Origin of the sequence: Halomonas litopenaei (assembly GCF_003045775.1) — a bacterium.
GTDB classification, from domain to species: domain Bacteria; phylum Pseudomonadota; class Gammaproteobacteria; order Pseudomonadales; family Halomonadaceae; genus Halomonas; species Halomonas litopenaei.
In genome coordinates, this window is sequence record NZ_PXNS01000001.1 from 725,046 (window position 1) to 743,979 (window position 18,934).

The 18,934-nt window shown below is 64.8% G+C and carries 16 protein-coding genes; 12 read left to right on the forward strand and 4 right to left on the reverse strand.

The annotated features are described in order from the left end of the window. Window positions 1-24 precede the first annotated feature (24 nt). Window positions 25-855 carry a sulfurtransferase gene (locus C6W88_RS03320; RefSeq protein WP_108131451.1) on the reverse strand — a complete coding sequence of 277 codons (831 nt, stop codon included), beginning with the start codon at window positions 853-855 and terminating at the stop codon, window positions 25-27. A gap of 90 nt (window positions 856-945) precedes the next feature. Further along, window positions 946-1,977: a small ribosomal subunit biogenesis GTPase RsgA gene (gene rsgA, locus C6W88_RS03325; protein ID WP_045993090.1), complete on the reverse strand. Its 1,032-nt coding sequence runs from the start codon at window positions 1,975-1,977 to the stop codon at window positions 946-948. A gap of 92 nt (window positions 1,978-2,069) precedes the next feature. On the opposite strand from rsgA, the gene orn reads away from it, so the two are divergent. Continuing rightward, on the forward strand, window positions 2,070-2,681 hold the full coding sequence (orn, locus tag C6W88_RS03330; RefSeq protein WP_108131452.1) for an oligoribonuclease: 612 nt from the start codon (window positions 2,070-2,072) through the stop codon (window positions 2,679-2,681). Between the two features lie 51 nt (window positions 2,682-2,732). Here orn and queG read toward each other — a convergent pair whose 3' ends face one another. Beyond that, on the reverse strand, window positions 2,733-3,833 hold the full coding sequence (gene queG / locus C6W88_RS03335; RefSeq protein ID WP_108131453.1) for a tRNA epoxyqueuosine(34) reductase QueG: 1,101 nt from the start codon (window positions 3,831-3,833) through the stop codon (window positions 2,733-2,735). Between the two features lie 130 nt (window positions 3,834-3,963). Here queG and C6W88_RS03340 point away from each other — a divergent pair, with 130 nt between their 5' ends. The 11 genes from C6W88_RS03340 (at window position 3,964) to C6W88_RS03390 (ending at window position 17,509) form a co-directional block, all read left to right on the forward strand. Then, a complete protein-coding gene (locus C6W88_RS03340) occupies window positions 3,964-5,514 on the forward strand; it encodes an NAD(P)H-hydrate dehydratase (protein ID WP_108131454.1) in 1,551 nt (516 codons plus the stop codon). Continuing rightward, window positions 5,495-6,001 (forward strand): tRNA (adenosine(37)-N6)-threonylcarbamoyltransferase complex ATPase subunit type 1 TsaE, encoded by a 507-nt coding sequence (gene tsaE / locus C6W88_RS03345; protein ID WP_108131455.1) that lies wholly within the window; start codon window positions 5,495-5,497, stop codon window positions 5,999-6,001. Before C6W88_RS03340 ends, tsaE begins: the two co-directional genes overlap by 20 nt. 20 nt (window positions 6,002-6,021) lie before the next feature. Further along, on the forward strand, window positions 6,022-7,458 hold the full coding sequence (locus C6W88_RS03350; RefSeq protein WP_108131638.1) for an N-acetylmuramoyl-L-alanine amidase: 1,437 nt from the start codon (window positions 6,022-6,024) through the stop codon (window positions 7,456-7,458). Continuing rightward, the gene (gene mutL, locus C6W88_RS03355; protein ID WP_108131456.1) at window positions 7,455-9,557 is read left to right on the forward strand and encodes a DNA mismatch repair endonuclease MutL; all 2,103 of its coding nucleotides are present in this window, start codon (window positions 7,455-7,457) and stop codon (window positions 9,555-9,557) included. Before C6W88_RS03350 ends, mutL begins: the two co-directional genes overlap by 4 nt. Next, window positions 9,557-10,534: a tRNA (adenosine(37)-N6)-dimethylallyltransferase MiaA gene (gene miaA / locus C6W88_RS03360; RefSeq protein WP_108131639.1), complete on the forward strand. Its 978-nt coding sequence runs from the start codon at window positions 9,557-9,559 to the stop codon at window positions 10,532-10,534. Before mutL ends, miaA begins: the two co-directional genes overlap by 1 nt. A 132-nt stretch (window positions 10,535-10,666) precedes the next feature. Beyond that, window positions 10,667-10,912, forward strand: coding sequence for an RNA chaperone Hfq (gene hfq / locus C6W88_RS03365; RefSeq protein ID WP_045993095.1), 246 nt, complete (start codon window positions 10,667-10,669; stop codon window positions 10,910-10,912). Window positions 10,913-10,930: 18 nt separating this feature from the next. Then, window positions 10,931-12,247 carry a ribosome rescue GTPase HflX gene (gene hflX, locus C6W88_RS03370; RefSeq protein ID WP_045993096.1) on the forward strand — a complete coding sequence of 439 codons (1,317 nt, stop codon included), beginning with the start codon at window positions 10,931-10,933 and terminating at the stop codon, window positions 12,245-12,247. Window positions 12,248-12,500: 253 nt separating this feature from the next. Further along, on the forward strand, window positions 12,501-13,745 hold the full coding sequence (hflK, locus tag C6W88_RS03375; RefSeq protein WP_108131457.1) for an FtsH protease activity modulator HflK: 1,245 nt from the start codon (window positions 12,501-12,503) through the stop codon (window positions 13,743-13,745). Next, window positions 13,746-14,648, forward strand: a complete 903-nt coding sequence (hflC, locus tag C6W88_RS03380) for a protease modulator HflC (protein WP_045993098.1) — start codon at window positions 13,746-13,748, stop codon at window positions 14,646-14,648. Window positions 14,649-14,921: 273 nt separating this feature from the next. Next, on the forward strand, window positions 14,922-16,103 hold the full coding sequence (locus C6W88_RS03385) for an ATP phosphoribosyltransferase regulatory subunit (RefSeq protein ID WP_045993099.1): 1,182 nt from the start codon (window positions 14,922-14,924) through the stop codon (window positions 16,101-16,103). A gap of 110 nt (window positions 16,104-16,213) precedes the next feature. Next, window positions 16,214-17,509 (forward strand): adenylosuccinate synthase, encoded by a 1,296-nt coding sequence (locus C6W88_RS03390; protein ID WP_045993100.1) that lies wholly within the window; start codon window positions 16,214-16,216, stop codon window positions 17,507-17,509. A gap of 108 nt (window positions 17,510-17,617) precedes the next feature. On the opposite strand, the gene C6W88_RS03395 is transcribed toward C6W88_RS03390, so the two are convergent. Beyond that, a complete protein-coding gene (locus tag C6W88_RS03395; protein WP_108131458.1) occupies window positions 17,618-18,052 on the reverse strand; it encodes a hypothetical protein in 435 nt (144 codons plus the stop codon). Window positions 18,053-18,934 lie beyond the last annotated feature (882 nt).

Genomic DNA, 18,934 nt, shown 5'->3' on the forward strand with positions numbered 1-18,934 from the left:
TAGATGGGCAGAGGAACAAGGGCGTCAGTGTTCGATGGGGGTATCGTCGCGATTGCCCCACTCCTTCCACGAGCCCGGGTAGGCACGCATGCGTTCGAACCCCAGTGCCTTGCCTACCAGCCAGGTGAAGCCGCTGCGATGGTGGGTCTGGCAGTGAGTGACCACTTCCATATCCGGGGTGATACCCATGGCGCCCAGTTCGGTGATCAGCTCGGCGTAGTCGCGCAGGCGAAGTGAGCGCTCACGGTCCATGGCGTCGGTCCACTCCATGTTGACCGCTCCGGGCAGGTGGCCGAGGTGCCGGTTCTGGCCCTTGTTGCCATCGAACTCGTCGACGGAGCGGGCATCCCAGATGGCGAAGTTGTCGCTGCCCAGGCGCTCTTCAAGCTCGAGTCGGTCGATCGCGACCTCGGGATTGAGGACCTCGGCCTGGTAGTTCGAGGGCTCCGGCGCATGGTCTTCGGTGGACTGTGGCAGCCCCTCGTCACGCCAGGCGTGAATGCCGCCATTCAGGTAGGAATAGCGCTTGTGGCCAATCAGCTCCAGCGTCCACAGCAGGCGCCCGGCCCAGCCGCCGCCCTCATCATCGTAGGCGACCACGTGGGTGTCCCGGGTCAGGCCCAGCGACGAGAACAGTTGTGACAGGGCCTCTTCATCGGGGACGTCGTTGGGGACGTCGCCGGAACCTTTCAGCAGACGACGATGGTCGAGAAAGATCGCGCCGGGCACATGGCCCTCGGCGTAGCTTTCCGCCTTCAGCGGCACGTCGATCACCAGGATGTCCTCGTGATCCAGCACGCCGGCGAGTTCCTCGGGCTCGGCGATCAAGGGCAACAGATTGTCTTCTGAGCTCATGGTTCTCTCCTGGCGGATCCACACGGATGAAAGGGGCGGGCGCTGTGTCTGGCGCCTGGCACTTCGCGAGGGGACGCTACTGGCGTTTCCCTATTGGCTATCCAGACTATCGACGATACGACGATAACTGGCAAAGCGTTCGGGGTGAATCGCCCCCTCGTCGATGGCGTCGCGAATGGCGCAGCCCGGCTCCTGCCGGTGGCGGCAGTCGCGGAAGCGACACAGGCCGAGGTAAGGGGCGAATTCGATAAAGCCCTCGGTGACCTCGCGCTCTGTCAGGTGAGTGAGGCCAAACTCGCGGATGCCGGGGGAGTCGATCAGCTCGCCCGAGGCCAGGCTCTCGTCCGGTGCGGGCAGGTGGTAGAGCTGGGCGGTGGTGGTGGTGTGGCGACCCTTGCGCGAGTCCTCCGACAGCGCGCCGATGCGCAACTGTTCGTCGGGCAGCAGGCGGTCGATCAGTGAGGACTTGCCGACCCCGCTCTGGCCGACGAATACCGAGGTGCGGTCGGCGAGCTGGGCGTAAAGGGCGTCGAGTCCGCCGTCGACCTCGGTGGAGGTAGCCACCACCTGGTAGCCGATGCCGCGGTAGCGGTCGAGCAGCCCGCGCAGTTCGCCGCCCTCGTCGGGCAGCAGGTCGGTCTTGTTGAGCACCAGTACCGGGGTGATGCCGGTGGCCTCGGCCGCCACCAGGTAGCGATCGATCAGGCCAGCGTGGGGCTCTGGCTCCACCGCGAAGACGATCAGGATCTGGTCGATATTGGCCGCCACGGGCTTGAGTAGCCCGCGCATATCCGGGCGTTCGAGCACATTGTCGCGCTCGCCTCGGGCCACCACCACGCCGCTGCCGTCCTCGCCGGCCCGCCAGATGACGCGGTCTCCGGTGACCAGGCCCTCGAGGTTGGCGCGCAGATGGCAGCGGGTGGGCGTCTCGCCGGCACGGCTGGCGACGTCCAGGGTCCGTCCGAAGTGAGCGATCACTCGGCCGTCGCGCTCGGCGCCGTATTCGCCGGCGGCAAGCTTTTCGTCGTCCTGGCCGGCCTTTCTGGCGGCGCGCTCGGCGCGTTCGGCCTGGATCTTCTCGATGCGCCAGCGCTGCTGGCGGCTCAACTTGCGTTTGCTCATGAGCACCCGATGGTCGGTACAATGGTCGGCATTGTACCTACACGCACAGCCCCTGTCCCGACAAGGGCCACCGCCTGATCAAGGAAGCGACGATGTCCGATGCCAGCGCCAGCCCCGACGATACCCTCAACCCGCGTCCTGACGATGCCAAGACCGGCCCGCGAAACGACGCCCTGATCTGGATCGACCTGGAGATGACCGGGCTCGACCCGGAGCGTGAACGCATTATCGAGGTGGCCACCCTGGTCACCGACGGCGAGCTCAATGTCATCGCCGAGGGGCCGGTGATCGCGGTTCACCAGAGCGACGCACTGCTGTCCGGCATGGATGAGTGGAATACCCGTACCCACGGCAATTCCGGGCTGGTCGAGCGGGTGCGCAAGAGCCAGATCGATACCCGCGAGGCCGAGCGCAGGACGCTCGAGTTTCTCTCAGCCCACGTGGCCCCAGGCACCTCGCCGATGTGCGGCAACTCGATCCACCAGGACCGGCGCTTTCTGGAGCGCGAGATGCCCGAGCTGTGGGCATTTTTCCACTACCGCAATCTCGACGTCTCGACCTTGAAGGAGCTGGCCAAGCGCTGGAATCCCCAGGCGCTGGAGGGCTTTTCCAAGCGCAACGTGCACCTGGCCATGGACGACATCAAGGAATCCATCGCCGAACTCGCGCACTATCGCAAGACGTTCCTCAAGGCTGGGGAATAGTCAGCAGTTGACGCTGGGTTCGAGGCGAGGGGCGCGTTTAGCTCGAGACGCTCAAGCAGAGGTGATCAGCTCGGCGCGCCGCTGGCGCTGGCGGGCGAGAGCCCAGCGTACGTGCTCGCGCACCAGCTCGGAGGGATAGGCCAGGCGGGTGAGCAGGGCGCGTTCGATGGCGGCGCTCCAGGGGGCGTTACCGAGCCCCACCGCCAGGTTGCGCAGCCAGCGTTCGTAGCCGATACGACGAATCGGGCTGCCGGCGGTGCGCTCGAGAAACTCCTCCTCGCTCCAGGTGAACAGGGTCAGCAGCTCTACCCGGTCGAGATCGTGGCGCGGCGCGAAGTCAGGTTCGCTGCTTGCCCGGGTGAAGCGGGTGAAGGGGCACACCAACTGGCAATCGTCACAGCCGAACACTCGATTGCCCATGGCCTCGCGATAGCGCTCGGGAATGGCGCCGAACAGCTCGATGGTCAGGTAGGAAATGCAGGCGCGGGCGTCGACCACCTTGTCCTCGACGATGGCGCCAGTGGGGCAGGCGGTGCGGCAGGCGCTGCAGCTGCCACAGTGTTCCTGCTCGAATGGCTCGTCCACCGGCAGCGGCAGGTCGGTGTAAAGCTCACCGAGAAAGAACATCGAGCCGGCTCTGGGATTGAGCAGCATGGCGTTCTTGCCGAACCAGCCGATTCCGGCCTTGCGCGCCAGGCCGCGCTCCATCACCGGGGCCGAGTCGACGAAGGCGCGGTAGCCGAAGTCCCCGACTTCCGCCTCGATGGTCTTTGCCAGGCGCTGTAGCCGCTTGCGCATCAGCTTGTGGTAGTCACGCCCGGTGGCATAGCGTGACACATAGGCGCGGCTGGGCTGTCCCAGCACCTTGGTGGTCTCCACCTCCGGCGGCAGATAATCCAGGCGCACACTGATGACCCTGATGGTGCCGGGTTCGAGCTCGGCCGGACGGGTACGTTTGGTGCCGTGCTTGGCCATGAAGCCCATCTCGCCGTGGAAACCTGCCTCTAGCCAGCGCTCGAGATGGGCCTCATCGTCGCTCAAGTCGACGTCGGTGATGCCGACCTGCTGGAAGCCGAGCTCCCGCCCCCAGGTGCGGATGCGCGCCGCCAGGTCGTTGAAGTCGACGTCGGTGGACGGGGACGATGCAGACATAAATGAGGACATACCCGGCAAATGGCAAGACAGCCCGGCTCTGCGCTTGGCGCGAGAGGAGAAGGGCTTAGACTTCATAGGGAAGGAAGTGACCGCCATGGTAGACCATCACGATCGAAGGGAGAACCGCATGGACATCTTGGACGGCGGCGCGATTGAGCCAGGACAGACTCCGTTGTACACCGCCGAGCAGGTACGCGAGCTGGACCGACGGGCGATCGCCGGCGAGAGCGACGGCTTCGCCCTGATGCACCGGGCCTCCGGCGTCGCCTGGCGCTGGCTGAAGGCGCGCTGGCCGGCGACCAAGTCGCTGACAGTGTTCTGCGGTGGTGGCAACAACGGCGGCGACGGCCATGTACTGGCAGCGCTGGCCGCGACCGAAGGGCGCCAGGTGCAGCGCATTTCCCTGACCCCGCGTGAACGCCTGAAGGGTGACGCCTTGCGCGCGGCCGAGATGGCCGACGACGCCGGGGTCGGCTTTATCGAATGGCGAGAAGGATTGCGCGTGGAAGGGGACGTGGTGGTCGATGCCATGCTCGGTACCGGCTTTGCCGGCGACCTGCGTCCGACCTACGCCGCGGCCATCGCCGCCATCAATGAAAGCCGGTGTCCGGTGCTGGCGGTGGATATTCCCTCGGGCATCACCGCCGACGGCGGCGCCGAGCCGAGCATGGCGGTCAGGGCGGTGATGACGGTGACCTTTATCGCCGACAAGTTGGGACTGCACACCGGGCGTGGCGCCGCCCTGGCCGGCGAGGTGGTGGTGGAATCACTGGGAGTGGACGCCCTGGCCCATGACGATATCACGCCCACCGCCTGGCGCCTGCAGTCGAGCCTGGTGAACCTGGCGTTGCCTCCGCGTGAGCGCGATATGCACAAGGGCGCCGCCGGATTCGCCGGCATCTTCGGTGGCGCGCCCGGGTTCGGAGGGGCGGCGCTGCTGGCGGCAGAGGCCTGCGCCAGGGTGGGCGCTGGCCGAGTGCTGCTGGCCACCGCGCCGGAACACGTCGGCGCCAGTCTGGTGCGCTGCCCCGAGGTCATGGCGCGTGGGGTGACCCATGCCAGCGAACTCGATGAGCTGCTGGATCGCCTGAGTGTGCTCGCCGTGGGGCCAGGGCTTGGTCAGGGGAGCTGGGGCCAATCGGTGCTGCAGACCGCGCTGAAGCGCTCGATTCCGCTGGTGCTGGACGCCGATGCCCTCAATCTGCTGGTCAGCCGCTTTGCCGATCAGCGGCGTGACGACTGGATCCTGACCCCCCATCCGGGAGAAGCGGCACGCCTGCTCGAGACCAGCGTGGCCGAGGTCGAGGCGGACCGCCCCGGTGCCGCGCGCGCCCTGCAGCAACGCTGGGGCGGGGTGATCGTGCTCAAGGGGGCCGGCACCCTGATCGCCGGTCCCGACGGCCTGGCGCTGTGTCCTTTTGGCAACCCGGGCATGGCCAGCGGCGGCATGGGCGATACCCTGACCGGTGTGCTGGCGGGCCTGATGGCCCAGGGCCAGGCCCCGGGCTGGTCACTGGAACGCACCGCGCGGCTGGGCGTGCTGGTACACGCCCTGGCCGGTGACATGGCGGCGAGAGAGGGCGGTGAGCGTGGTCTGTTGGCCAGCGATCTGGCATCCTGTGCACGAAAATTAGTCAATCCGACGATGGGCGAGGAAGATGCAGCTGCGACTCGATGATGAAGACCGCCAGGTCGCACTGGGGGAGTGCCTGGGACGGGCCTTGCAAGGACGAGGACGCGTCCACCTGTCGGGAGAGCTTGGGGCCGGCAAGACCACCCTGGCTCGCGGTGTGTTGCGCGCCTACGGCCATCAAGGTGCGGTGAAGAGTCCTACCTATACCCTGGTGGAGCCCTACGAGCTTTCGCTGGACGGGGCGCTGGTCACGCTGCACCACTTTGACCTCTACCGCCTGGGCGATCCCGAGGAGCTTGAGTTCATCGGTGGGCGCGATCTGCTCGCCGAGGGGCATCTGTGCCTGGTGGAGTGGGCCGAGCGCGGCGAGGGCTGGCTGACGCCGCCGGATCTCGAGGTGGCGCTACGCCACGCCGAGACAGAAGGGCGCGAGGCGCGCATCAGCGCCGCCACGACCCTGGGTGAAGCACTGCTGACGCGCCTGGAAGACGAAGTCTCCCGCGATCAACGACTGGCGGGAGGCAAGGCATGAGGCGTCGCCTTCCGGCCCGTATGGGTGCTGGTCTATTGACGTTGGTGGCCACACTGGGCCTTACGCTTTCGAGCCTTGCCCAGGCCGCCAGCGTGGACAACATGCGCCTGTGGGCCGCGCCGGATCACTCGCGGCTGGTGTTCGACCTGTCGGCGCCGGCCACTGCCAACGTGTTCGAGCTCGACAACCCGCGCCGGCTGGTCATCGATCTCAGTGGCACCAGCCTGGCCGCCGATCCTGCCAGCATGGACCTGTCCAACAGCGCCATCAGCTCTGTTCGCACAGGCGTGCGCGACGGCGGCGATCTACGCGTGGTGCTCGAGCTCAGCCGCGCCATCGAGCCGCGTCACTTCTCGTTGGCGCCCAACAACCAGTACGGCGATCGTCTGGTGGTGGATCTGGAGTACCCCGGCGAGAGCGCGGTGGAAGACCCCATCGATCCCATCGAGTCGATGATCCGTGAGCAGGAGATCGCCGCCGAGCGGGCCAAGACCGTGGCGGTGGCCGAGGGCCGTGACCCGGTGGAGGCAGCACCGGTGATCGACACCGCTCAGCCCCATCCCAAGCGCGACATCATCATCGCCGTGGATGCAGGGCACGGTGGCGAGGACCCCGGCGCGCTGGGCCCGAGCGGTACCCGCGAGAAGGACGTGGTGCTGCAGATGGCCGATCGCCTGGCGCGCATGATCAACGACTCCCCCGGCTTCAAGGCGGTGCTGATCCGCGACGGCGACTACTACGTCGGGCTGCGTCAGCGCACCCTGATCGCCCGCGAGCAGAAGGCCGACTTCTTCGTCTCCATTCACGCCGACGCCTTCAATAGTCCGCGTCCCCACGGCAGCTCGGTGTTCGCGCTGTCCCAGAGCGGAGCCACCTCGGAGACCGCCAAGTGGCTGGCGGCCAGCGAGAACCGCTCTGATCTGATCGGCGGGGTCGACGGCAACCTGTCGCTGGATGACAAGGATCAGGTGCTCAGAGGCGTGCTGCTGGACCTGACCATGACCGCGACCCTCAATGACTCCCTGACCATCGGCGATGAGGTGCTCAGTCGCATCGGGCGCATCAACGACCTGCATAAGCCCAGGGTCGAGCAGGCCGGCTTCGTGGTGCTGAAGTCTCCGGACATTCCTTCGCTGCTGGTGGAGACGGGCTTTATCTCCAACCCGGAGGAAGAGCGACGACTCAAGGACGGCGGCTACCAGCAGCGGATGATGAGTGCCGTGTTCGGCGGCATCCGCTCGCACTTCGAGCGCAACCCGCCACCGGCAAGCCTGCTGGCCTGGCAGCGCGATCAGGGGCGGTCCACCGCTACCAACGAGTATCGCATCCAGCCAGGCGACACCCTGTCCGCCATCGCCTCGCGTCACGGCGTGGCGCTCAGCGCGCTCAAGCAGGTCAACGAGCTGTCGGGGGACGTCATTCGCGTCGGCCAGGTGTTGAGGATTCCCAGTTCATGAGTGATATCCCGTGTGAGAGCGAGCCTGGCGTCCAGGTGTCACAGCGCCGCTCGATCAAGATTCTCGACCCCCGGCTGGCCAACCAGATCGCCGCCGGCGAGGTGGTGGAGCGCCCGGCCTCGGTGGTCAAGGAGCTGATCGAGAACGCCATCGACGCCGGCAGCACCCGCATCGAGGTGGACATCGAGTCCGGCGGTGCCCGGCTGATCCGGATCCGTGACGATGGCTCCGGCATCGGCGAGGAGGACCTGCCGCTGGCGCTGTCACGACACGCCACCAGCAAGATCCTGTCGCTGGAGGAGCTCGAGGGCGTCGCCAGCCTCGGCTTTCGCGGCGAGGCGCTGGCCTCGATCAGCTCGGTGTCGCGACTGGAACTGACCTCCAACGTCGAGCAGGACCCTCAGGGCGGCTGGCGGGTGGTGGCCGAAGGGCGGCGCATGGAGCCCCGCGTCACTCCGGCTCCCCATCCGCGTGGTACCTCGGTGGCGGTGCGTGATCTGTTTTTCAACACTCCGGCCCGGCGCAAGTTCCTGCGTACCGAAAAGACCGAGTTCAACCATGTCGAGGAGGCCTTTCGGCGCCAGGCGCTGTCGCGCTTCGACATCGGCTGGACCCTTCGCCACAACCAGAAGACCATCCACCAGTTGCCGGTGGCACGGGATGACCACGCGGTGGAGCGACGTCTCGCTTCGCTGCTGGGCAAGAACTTCCTGGACAATGCCCTGACCCTGGACATCGCCACCGGCAGCCTGCGCCTGTGGGGCTGGGTGGGACTACCGACCCACTCCCGCGCCCAGGCCGACCAGCAGTACTTCTTCGTCAATGGCAGGGTGGTGCGCGACCGGCTGGTGGCCCACGCCATCCGCCAGGCCTACCGCGATGTGCTGTTCAATGGTCGCCACCCGGTATTCGTGCTCTATCTGGACGTGGACCCCACCGTGGTGGACGTCAATGTCCACCCGACCAAGCACGAGGTGCGCTTTCGCGACGGGCGCATGGTCCACGACTTCCTGTTCTCGAGCCTGCACCGGGCGCTGGGCGAGGCCCGCGCAGGGCATCAGGATGGTCAGTCTTCGCAGCAGCAGGCAAGCATCCAGAGTGATGGCCTCGACGTCGACCCCGAGACCGGCGAGATCCGCGAGCCGGCCCCCCAGGGCGGGAATCCCGGCCAACACCCGTCCCGACAACAGCCTTCCTGGCAGCAGCAGCCGATGGCGCTGCACCCGCGCCGCGACGAGGGCGAGGGCGGTGTCACCCCGGACCGGGTGCGCGCCTTCATGGACGGTTACCGCAAGCTGCACCCGGACCACGAAGACAGCCTGCTGACGCCGCAGCCAGGAGGCCCAGGCGCCGGCGGTCTGGCCGCCGGCACGGCCCAGGCCGAGCGCCATAGCCCCACGCCAAGAACCTGGCCCGGCGCCGCTGGCGCGGCTAGTGAGTCCCCTGCTGGGGTCGGCGGCGCATCGCTCACCTCGTCGACGCATGAGGTGATGCCGGAAGACGACGCCACCCAGGCGCCGCCACTGGGCTACGCCATCGCCCAGTTGCACGGCATCTACATTCTGGCCCAGAGCGCCCAGGGGCTGGTGCTGGTGGACATGCACGCGGCCCACGAGCGCATCGTCTACGAGCGCATGAAGACCCAGGTCCACGGTGGCGCGTTGGATGCCCAGCCGCTGCTGGTACCGGTGTCGCTGGCGGTCAGCGCCGCCGAGGTCGAGACCGCCGAGCGCGAGCGCGAAGCGTTCACCCGGCTTGGTGTCGAACTCGATGCCGCCGGTCCAGAGACCCTGCTGGTGCGCCAGGTGCCGGCGCTGCTGGCCGATGCCGACGTGGAACCGCTGATGCGCGAGATGCTCTCGGACCTGGAGCGCTACGGCCGCTCCGATCGCATCGAAGCCCACATCAACGAGTTGCTGTCGACCATGGCCTGCCACGGCAGCGTACGCGCCAATCGCCAGTTGACCATTGCCGAGATGAACGCGTTGCTGCGTGACATGGAGCGCACCGAGCGCAGCGGTCAGTGCAACCACGGCCGCCCCACCTGGACCCAGATGAGCCTCAAGGATCTGGACCGGCTGTTTCTGCGAGGGCAATGATGGCGCCGACAGACGCTCCGGCTGCGGCCACGCCGCCCGCGCAGGACGACCGACCGCTGGCGCTGCTGCTGATGGGCCCCACGGCGGCGGGCAAGACCGATCTTGCCATCGAGATCCGCGAGCGCCTGGGGGGCGAGATCATCAGTGTCGATTCGGCGATGATCTATCGCGGCATGGATATCGGCTCGGCCAAGCCCTCGGCCGAGGAACTCGCTCGGGCGCCCCATCGACTGATCGATATCCGTGATCCGGCCCAGGCCTACTCGGCGGCAGAGTTTCGCGACGATGCCATGGCCGAGATGCACGATATCGCCGGCAGTGGCCGGCTGCCGCTGCTGGTCGGTGGCACCATGATGTACTACAAGCGCCTGGTCGAGGGGGTCGCCAACCTGCCCTCGGCGGACAGCGCCGTGCGTGAACGCCTGTCCCGCCTGGCCGAGCAGGACGGCCTCGAGGCGCTGCATCGCCGCCTGGCCGAGGTCGATCCCGAGTCGGCCGCGCGCATTCACCCCAATGATCCTCAGCGCCTGATGCGGGCGCTGGAAGTGTTCGAGCTGTCCGGGCGGCCGATGAGCGAGCTGTGGAATGAGCAGCGTCGTGAAACCTTTCCCTTTCGTCTGCTGTCCATAGGGCTCGCTCCCGCCGAGCGCTCCGTGCTGCACGAGAGAATTGCCAGGCGCTTCACCGCCATGCTGGACGGCGGATTTCTCGATGAAGTGGCGGCGCTCAAGGCGCGTGGCGATTTGACGCTGTCGCTGCCATCGATGAAGAGCGTGGGCTATCGTCAGGCATGGCAGTACCTGGATGGCGAGTTTGATCGTGAGACGTTCATTCATCGTGGCGTGGTGGCGACGCGTCAGTTGGCCAAGCGGCAGCTGACCTGGATGCGTAGCTGGCCTGCGCTGACCTGGGTGGACCCGTTGGCGGCCGACCCCGCCGAGCGCCTCGTGAAACTCGTGCGCGAAGCGGGGACTTAGCGTAAGATAACGAGTTCGTGCGACCACTTGCAGGGTCCCGCCGAACAACCGAATACCTGTCGCCCGCCGTCTTGAAGACATCGGCGGGCGGCACCATAACCTAAAACCCTAAGACACTTCAGGGAGAGCAACATGTCCAAAGGGCAGTCCCTTCAAGACCCGTACCTGAACATTCTGCGCAAGGAGCGCATTCCGGTATCGATTTTCCTGGTCAACGGCATCAAGCTGCAGGGCCAGATCGAATCCTTTGACCAATTTGTCATCCTGCTGCGCAACACCGTCAGCCAGATGGTCTATAAGCACGCCATCTCCACGGTGGTGCCGTCACGCAATGTGCGTCTGCCGGCCCAGGATCCCGCTGCGCAGCCGGAGAGCTGATATTTCGTGAGGTATTGATTGTTTTTTGAACGTCCCGACGCCGGTGAAACGGCGGTACTCGTCCATATCGACTTTCAGGACGAGAAGGAGCGCGAAGATCCCGGTGAGTTCCACGAGCTGGTGAGGTCGGCGGGTGCCGAACCCGCAACCCTCGTGACCGGCTCGCGGCAACGACCCGACCCCAGGAGTTTCGTGGGGTCGGGCAAGCTCGAGGAAATCGGCGAGGCCCTGGCGGTACACAAGGCCGAGCTGGTGATCTTCAACCACGCGCTCAGTCCTTCCCAGGAACGCAACGTCGAGCAGACGCTGAAGTGTCGTGTGCTCGATCGTACGGGCTTGATTCTGGATATCTTCGCCCAGCGGGCGCGGACTCACGAGGGCAAGCTGCAGGTGGAGCTGGCCCAGCTCGAGTACATGTCCACGCGCCTGGTGCGAGGCTGGACCCACCTGGAACGCCAGAAGGGCGGTATCGGCCTGCGCGGTCCGGGTGAAACCCAGCTCGAGACCGACCGCCGCCTGCTGCGTGCGCGCATCAAGTCGATCCACAAGCGCCTGGACAAGGTGCGTAGTCAGCGCAGTCAGAATCGTCGCGCCCGCTCGCGTGCCGAGATCCCCAGCGTCTCGCTGGTGGGCTACACCAACGCCGGCAAGTCAACGCTTTTCAACAGCTTGACGGCGTCTGAGGTCTATGCGGCGGACCAGCTCTTCGCTACTCTCGACCCTACGCTGCGGCGTCTTGAGGTCGAGGACGTGGGGCCGGTGGTGCTGGCGGACACGGTGGGCTTTATCCGCCACCTGCCGCACAAGCTGGTCGAGGCGTTCCGTGCCACCCTGCAGGAGGCCGCCGAGGCCAGCCTGCTGGTGCATGTGATCGACTCAGCGGATCCTGATCGTGAGCTCAACGTCACCCAGGTGGAGGCGGTGCTCGACGAGATCGGCGCGCTGGACGTGCCGACGCTCAAGGTGATGAACAAGATCGACCTGTTCGACAGTTCGCCACGCATCGAGCGCGACGAGCACGGGGTACCGCAGACGGTGTGGCTGTCGGCGCAGAAGGGGCTGGGGCTGGACCTGCTGACCCAGGCCCTGACCGAGCGGCTGGCGGAAGACATCATCGACTTCTCGCTGACCCTGACGCCGGAGCAGGGCAAGCTGCGCGCGGCGCTGCATGAGCTGAATGCCGTGCGCGACGAGTCCTTCGACGAGGACGGCCAGACGCAGCTGGATGTGCGTCTGCCGCGTCGTGACTTCAATCAGTTGATGGCACGCCTTGGCGAGCGTGCCGCCGATTACCTTCCCGTCGCGCTGCAGGAACGCGACGTCTGGGAAGCCTGAACCGACCCGCCTGACGGGTCGGCAAGAGCGTCGCCCGGATGGTGACGCCACAAGGAAAGCACTGAAGAAATGTCGCGAGCGACGACAGGTTGGTCGCCGCCGGAGCGCAAAGGTCGGAGTTGACACAGGGTTAAATGAGAACCTTGAGCACCGCCGGCGGCCGAGATGCCGAGCGCAGCAATGTATGCAGTGTTTTCCAAGGATCGCAATCGATGCGCCTCGTCTAGGCGGGGGCACAGAGTGGAGACGACGTATGGCCTGGAATGAGCCTGGTGGCGGCAACGGCAACCAGCACGACCCCTGGAGTGGCGGGGGGCGCCGTGGCGGTAATGGGGGCGGTGGCAACCGCGGTGGCGACAATCAGGGTCCCCCCGACCTCGATGAGGCCCTGAAGAAGTTTCAGGACAAGCTCAATGGCATGCTCGGCGGCCGCGGCGGCAAGCGCGGCGGTGGCAAGGGTGGCGGCAAGGGCGGCGGCAATCGCCCGCGCAATACCTTCGCCTTGCCGGGACTGTTGATCATCATCGGTCTCGCCGTATGGGCGGCCAGCGGCTTCTATCTGGTCGACCAGTCGGAGCGTGGCGTCGTACTGCGCTTCGGCAAGTTCCAGGAAGTCGTCACCCCGGGTCTGCAGTGGAATCCGCCGCTGATCGACGACGTGCGCATGGTCAACGTCACCCGCGTGCGTTCGGTCAGCCAGACCCAGTCGATGCTGACCCAGGACGAGAACATCGTCTCGGTCGAGATCTCGGCCCAGTACCAGGTGGCAGCGCCGCGTGACTACGTGCTTAACGTGCGTGATCCCGAGCTGTCGCTGGAAAACGCCCTCGACTCGGCGCTGCGTCACGTGGTCGGTGGCACCGACATGATCGACATCCTGACCTCGGGTCGTGAGATCCTCGGCAGTGCCGTGACCAGCCGTCTGCAGACCTACCTGGACAACTACGGTACCGGTATCCGTCTGGTGACCCTGAACGTCGAGTCCACCTCGCCGCCCGATGCGGTGCAGGACGCCTTCGATGACGTCATCCGTGCCCGCGAGGATCGTCAGCGCACGATCAACCAGGCCATGGCCTACGCCAACGCCATCATCCCGGCGGCTCAGGGTCAGGCGCAGCGTATCGTCGAGCAGGGCCAGGGTTACCGCGAATCAGTGGTCGCCGAGGCGCGTGGTCAGGCCAACCGCTTCACCGCACTGCTGACCCAGTATCGCAATGCCCCCGAGGTGATGCGCGAGCGTCTCTACCTCGACGCCATCTCCGAGGTGCTCGGCCAGACCAACAAGGTACTGGTGGACGTCGATCAGGATGGCCCCTTGATGGTGCTGCCGATGGACCGTATCGGCCGTGGTCTGGGCACGTCCACCGCTGCCGACGCCGAGAATCAGCTCGATCCGCAGGTGCTGGAGCGCATCCGTGCCGAGTCCGCCAACGCGGCCTCCAATTCAAGCTCGAACCGCAACGGTCGTGACACCGGTATTCAGCGGGAGGGTCGCTAAATGATCAATAATCGATCCCTGCTCATCGTCGGCGGCCTGGCCGCCGCCGCCTGGCTGGCCAGCAACAGCCTCTACGTGGTCGACGAGACCGAGCGTGCGGTCAAGCTGCGCTTCGGTGAGATCATCGAGGAAAATATCCAGCCGGGCCTGCACGTCAAGGTGCCGATCACCCAGACCATTCGCAAGTTCGACACCCGGGTGCTGACCCTGGACACCGACGCCAGCCGCTACCTGACCCAGGAGCAGAAGGCGGTGATCGTGGACTCCTACGTCAAGTGGCAGGTGGTCAACCCCACTCGCTACTACGAGGCCACGGCCGGTGACGAACTGATGGCGGTTCGCCTGATCCAGCCGCGGGTCGACGAGAGCCTGCGTAACGAGTTCGGCCAGTTGAACCTGCAGCAGATCATCTCCGAGAAGCGTGACGAGCTGATGTCCGGCCCCACTGAGGAGCTCGACAAGCTGATGCGCGAAGAGATCGGGGTGGCCATCCTCGACGTGCGGGTCAAGCGTATCGATCTGCCCGAGGACGTGTCCTCGGCGGTGTACGATCGCATGCGCTCCGAGCGTGAGCGTGAGGCCCGCGAGTGGCGCGCCCAAGGCCAGGAGGAGTCCGAGCGGATTCGTGCCAACGCCGATCGCCGCCGTCAGGTACTGCTGGCCCAGGCCAACGAGCGTGCCGAGACCCTGCGTGGTGAGGGTGACGCCGAGGCCGCCGGTATCTACTCCGACGCCTACGAGGGCGATACCGAGTTCTATCGCTTCTGGCGTAGCCTCAACGCCTATCGCGACTCCTTCGGTGCCGGCGAGGGCAACATGATGGTGCTGGATCCCTCCAGCGACTTCTTCCGTTACCTCAAGAGCGCCGATCCCCAGGGAGCTGGCAGCCAGCCCCAGGGCTAGCGGTGGCCCCTGGCCGCCGACCGCAAGGGCGAATGCTGCCCTTGCGGGGTTCAACTGGCGGCCAAACGTGATAGAATCGGTAAACCGGGCGTGGCCCGGTTTTTTTGTGGCCGTCATCCCCGACATCGTTCCGTCCGACGCATTCGCCAGCACGCCAGAAGTTCCGAGACCGCTCCGAGATGAGTTCCCGGATTTCACCAGTGCGCGAGGTTTTGCGTGCGCGCGGACCAGGCCCACCGTCTAAGCAAGATATCGACCAAGCAGGATATCGACATGACCATCGCTGACCGCTGGCTCCTGCCCGACGGCATGGACGAGGTGCTGCCACCTCAGGCCAGTCGTATGGAGGAGCTGCGCCGGGCGCTGCTCGACCTCTTCCATCTCTGGGGTTACGACCAGGTGATGCCGCCCCCGGTGGAGTTTCTCGACTCCCTGCTGACCGGCACCGGCACCGATCTCGACCTTCAGACCTTCAAGCTCACCGACCAGCTCACCGGGCGCATGATGGGGGTGACCGCCGACGTCACGCCGCAGGTGGCGCGCATCGATGCCCACTCGCTCAAGCGCGAAGGGCCGGTGCGTCTGTGCTACTGCACCAATGTGCTGCGAGCCAAGGCCGACAAGCATCAGGGCGGGCGCAGCCCGGTCCAGGTCGGTGTCGAGCTGTTCGGCAGCGCCAGCCTGGCGGCGGATCTCGAGATCCTGCGCCTGGCGCTGGAGAGCCTCTCGGCCTCCGGCGCCGGCGAGGTGCACCTGGCGCTTGGCCACGTCGGCATCTACCGCAACCTGGTCGAGGTCGCCGAGCTCGACGCCGAGGCCGAATACGCCATCTCCGCGGCGCTGGCGCTCAAGTCGCCGGGGCAGCTAGAGGCAGAGGTGTCCAGGGCGGTAAGCGATCCCGCTCTGGCGGCCATGTTCCGCACCCTGGGCGAGCTGCACGGCGGCCCCGAGGTGCTCGACCAGGCCCGCGAAGCCTTTGCCGAGGCGCCCCAGGCGGTCAACGACGCCCTCGACAAGCTGTGCGAGCTGTATCAGGGCGTGCATCGCGAACACCCCGAGGTGGCCTGCTACTTTGACCTGGCCGAGCTGCGCGGCTATCAGTACCACACCGGCATGATGTTCGCCGCCTACGTGCCGGGGTACGGTCAAGCCCTGGCCAAGGGCGGGCGCTACGACGACACCGGCCGTGCCTTCGGTCGCGCCAGGCCAGCTACCGGCTTCTCGATGGATCTGAAGCTGTTGGCGACGCTGGCCTCCAGCGAGGCCGCCAGCGACAGCGTCTGGGCGCCGGCGGAAGGTGACGCCGAGGGCCTCGACGAGGCGGTTCAGGCCTTGAGGCGTCAGGGGCGCCGGGTGATCCAGGGGCTGCCCGGCCAGCGCGCGGCGGGACACGGCTGCAGCGAGCAGCTTGTGGCCCGAGACCAGCGCTGGGTGCTCGAACCGCTGGCGACATGATCCTGCCGGCAGTGCCTGGCACTGCCTGGCAAGCAATACCGGGGCGCCGGGGCGTGGCGCTTTAATCGACTGTGGCGCCAAGGCGCAACCAAGAAGAGACGAGAACTGCAATGGGCAAGAACGTAGTCGTACTGGGTACCCAATGGGGCGATGAGGGCAAGGGCAAGGTCGTCGACCTGCTGACCGAGTCCGCCTCCGCCGTGGTGCGTTTTCAGGGCGGTCACAATGCCGGCCACACCCTGGTCATCGACGGTGAAAAGACCGTCCTGCACCTGATTCCGTCCGGCGTGCTGCGCGAGGACAAGACCTGCGTCATCGGCAACGGCGTGGTGCTGTCGCCGGAGGCACTGATCAAGGAAATCCGCGAGCTCGAGAGCAAGGGCGTGCCGGTGCGCCAGCGCCTGCGTCTGTCGCCGGCCTGTCCGCTGATCCTCGACTACCACGTGCGCCTGGATCAGGCTCGCGAGAAGGCTCGTGGCATCGCCAAGATCGGCACCACCGGTCGCGGCATCGGTCCGGCCTACGAAGACAAGGTCGCCCGCCGCGGCCTGCGTCTGGGCGATATGCTCCATCGTGAGCGCTTCGCCTCCAAGCTGGGCGAGGTGCTGGACTACCACAACTTCGTGCTGACCAAGTACCACGGCGAAGAGCCGGTGGACTTCCAGGCGACCCTGGAAAGCGCCATGGAGATGGCCGAAGAGCTGCGTCCGATGGTCACCGACACCGTGAGCCTGGTCCACGACCTGCGCAAGGGTGGCGAGAACATCCTGTTCGAAGGCGCCCAGGGCTCGCTGCTGGACATCGACCACGGTACCTACCCCTACGTCACCAGCTCTAACACCACCGCCGGCGGCACCGCTACCGGTTCAGGCGTCGGCCCGCTGTATCTGGACTACGTGCTGGGTATCACCAAGGCCTACACCACCCGTGTCGGCTCTGGTCCGTTCCCCACCGAGCTGTTCGACGAGCACGGCCGTCACCTGGCGGAGAAGGGCCACGAGTTCGGTGCCACCACCGGTCGCGCCCGTCGTTGCGGCTGGTTCGATGCCGTGGCGCTGCGTCACGCGGTGCAGATCAACTCGGTATCCGGCATCTGCCTGACCAAGCTCGACGTACTGGACGGGCTCGAGAACATCCGTGTCTGCGTGGGCTATCGCAGCAAGGACGGCGAAGTGCTCGACAACCCGGTGGACTCCGAAGGCTACGAGGCCATCGAGCCGGTCTACCAGGACCTGCCGGGCTGGAGCGAGTCGACTCTGGGCGTCAAGCGCGTCGAGGACCTGCCCAACGCCGCCCGCGCCTACATCAGCTTCCTCGAGGAGCAGGTCGGCACCTCCATCGACATCATCTCCACTGGCCCGGACCGCAACGAGACCATCGTCCTGCGCAATCCCTTCGGTGACTGATCGTCAGGTCGCCTGACCCAAGCGACGGGCGCAACAGAAAAGGCCGGCAGTGATGCCGGCCTTTTGCGCTCTATCGATAACCGTCACCGATTCCCTTTGCTGGTGAATTTACGGCGGCACTCCATCGAGAGCCTCGTGTGATTTTCTGTATACGCGCCCCAAAGCAAGCAGAATGACGCCAAGCAAAGCGACGCCGATCATTATCGAGAAGCCGGAGAGATAGTCGCTGAAATAATCGAAAGCGCTTGTGTCCATAACGTTTGAAAGCTCTTCCGATCGCTTGAACGATATCAATAGAAAAGTAATAAAGACATTGACTGCCTGCCCTGATAGTAGCGTGATGCCTGACAATGTCATCCAGTTTGACCCAGGGTATACCACCAGGCCAAGTAACAGGAATCCTGCCAGAGGTATGCAATATTCCCCCATTACTTCAAACTTTACATTCCCGGTTTCTGGGACATCGAAGAAGGCCAGCAGGCCCACTGTATATACAAAAAAGGCGCAGATCGTTAGAAAGAGAATACCAAATAATTTTCTCATGATGATACCGTCATGAGACAAGAGAATTGAAATAGATATTGGCTTTTTGACGATATAGGAAAAAGGTAGATATTATAAAAAACAACAATAATAAATTTGTTATTGATTTGTCGAAGTTAAAAAAAAACAAAAACAGAAGAGTTAAGCCGTGCCAGAATACAAAGATATTTCTCCCTCTTTTTAGACGAGCGAATATCATCGTTGCTGTATATAGTAGCATAGTAGCATTAACGGTTAGTAATAATGACTGCATTCCCCTAGGCAGCCCAATCATATGCATTTTTATGGTAAAGTCGATGCTTTCATAGCCTCTCATCATTAACCCAAATTGTACTGTGGAAAATATCATCAGGGCGCAGCAGATGATTGATATGGAAATAGGACGTTTAGGCATTACACACTCCTTTGTGTAGTTTACTTCCTGTAATAAGTTGCGACTGGTTTATCAAGGCTCCTTTTTTCCTGAGTGAATTTCACATATGTAAGGTAGGCAGCATACGTCTACACCAAGTGTCGAAGCGTCCCCAAAAACTGGATGTGTGGTAGTACTGGGGAAGGGAAACGAACATATAAAACGAAGACATAGCATTCTTGCTACTTGTAGCTACCATCCGGCTGGTGCTCCAGGCCATTCTGTTCCTCTTCCATGGACTCGTAGGGCAGTACCTGGCCTTGCTCATCGCGAACGCCACATCGGCAGCGGGTCACCCAGCAGGAGACGGTTCGCGCAGCGTATACGGTGAGGGTTGAGGGCAAGCCGCATTTTTTGGAACGGTGAACAAAGCACCGCGTTCGATGATCTCCGCGCCAACGAAGACGGTGGTAGTTCTTAGGGTGACATAGAGAGCTGCCCCCGAAGAACCGCCGGTTGGCGGTACCGGT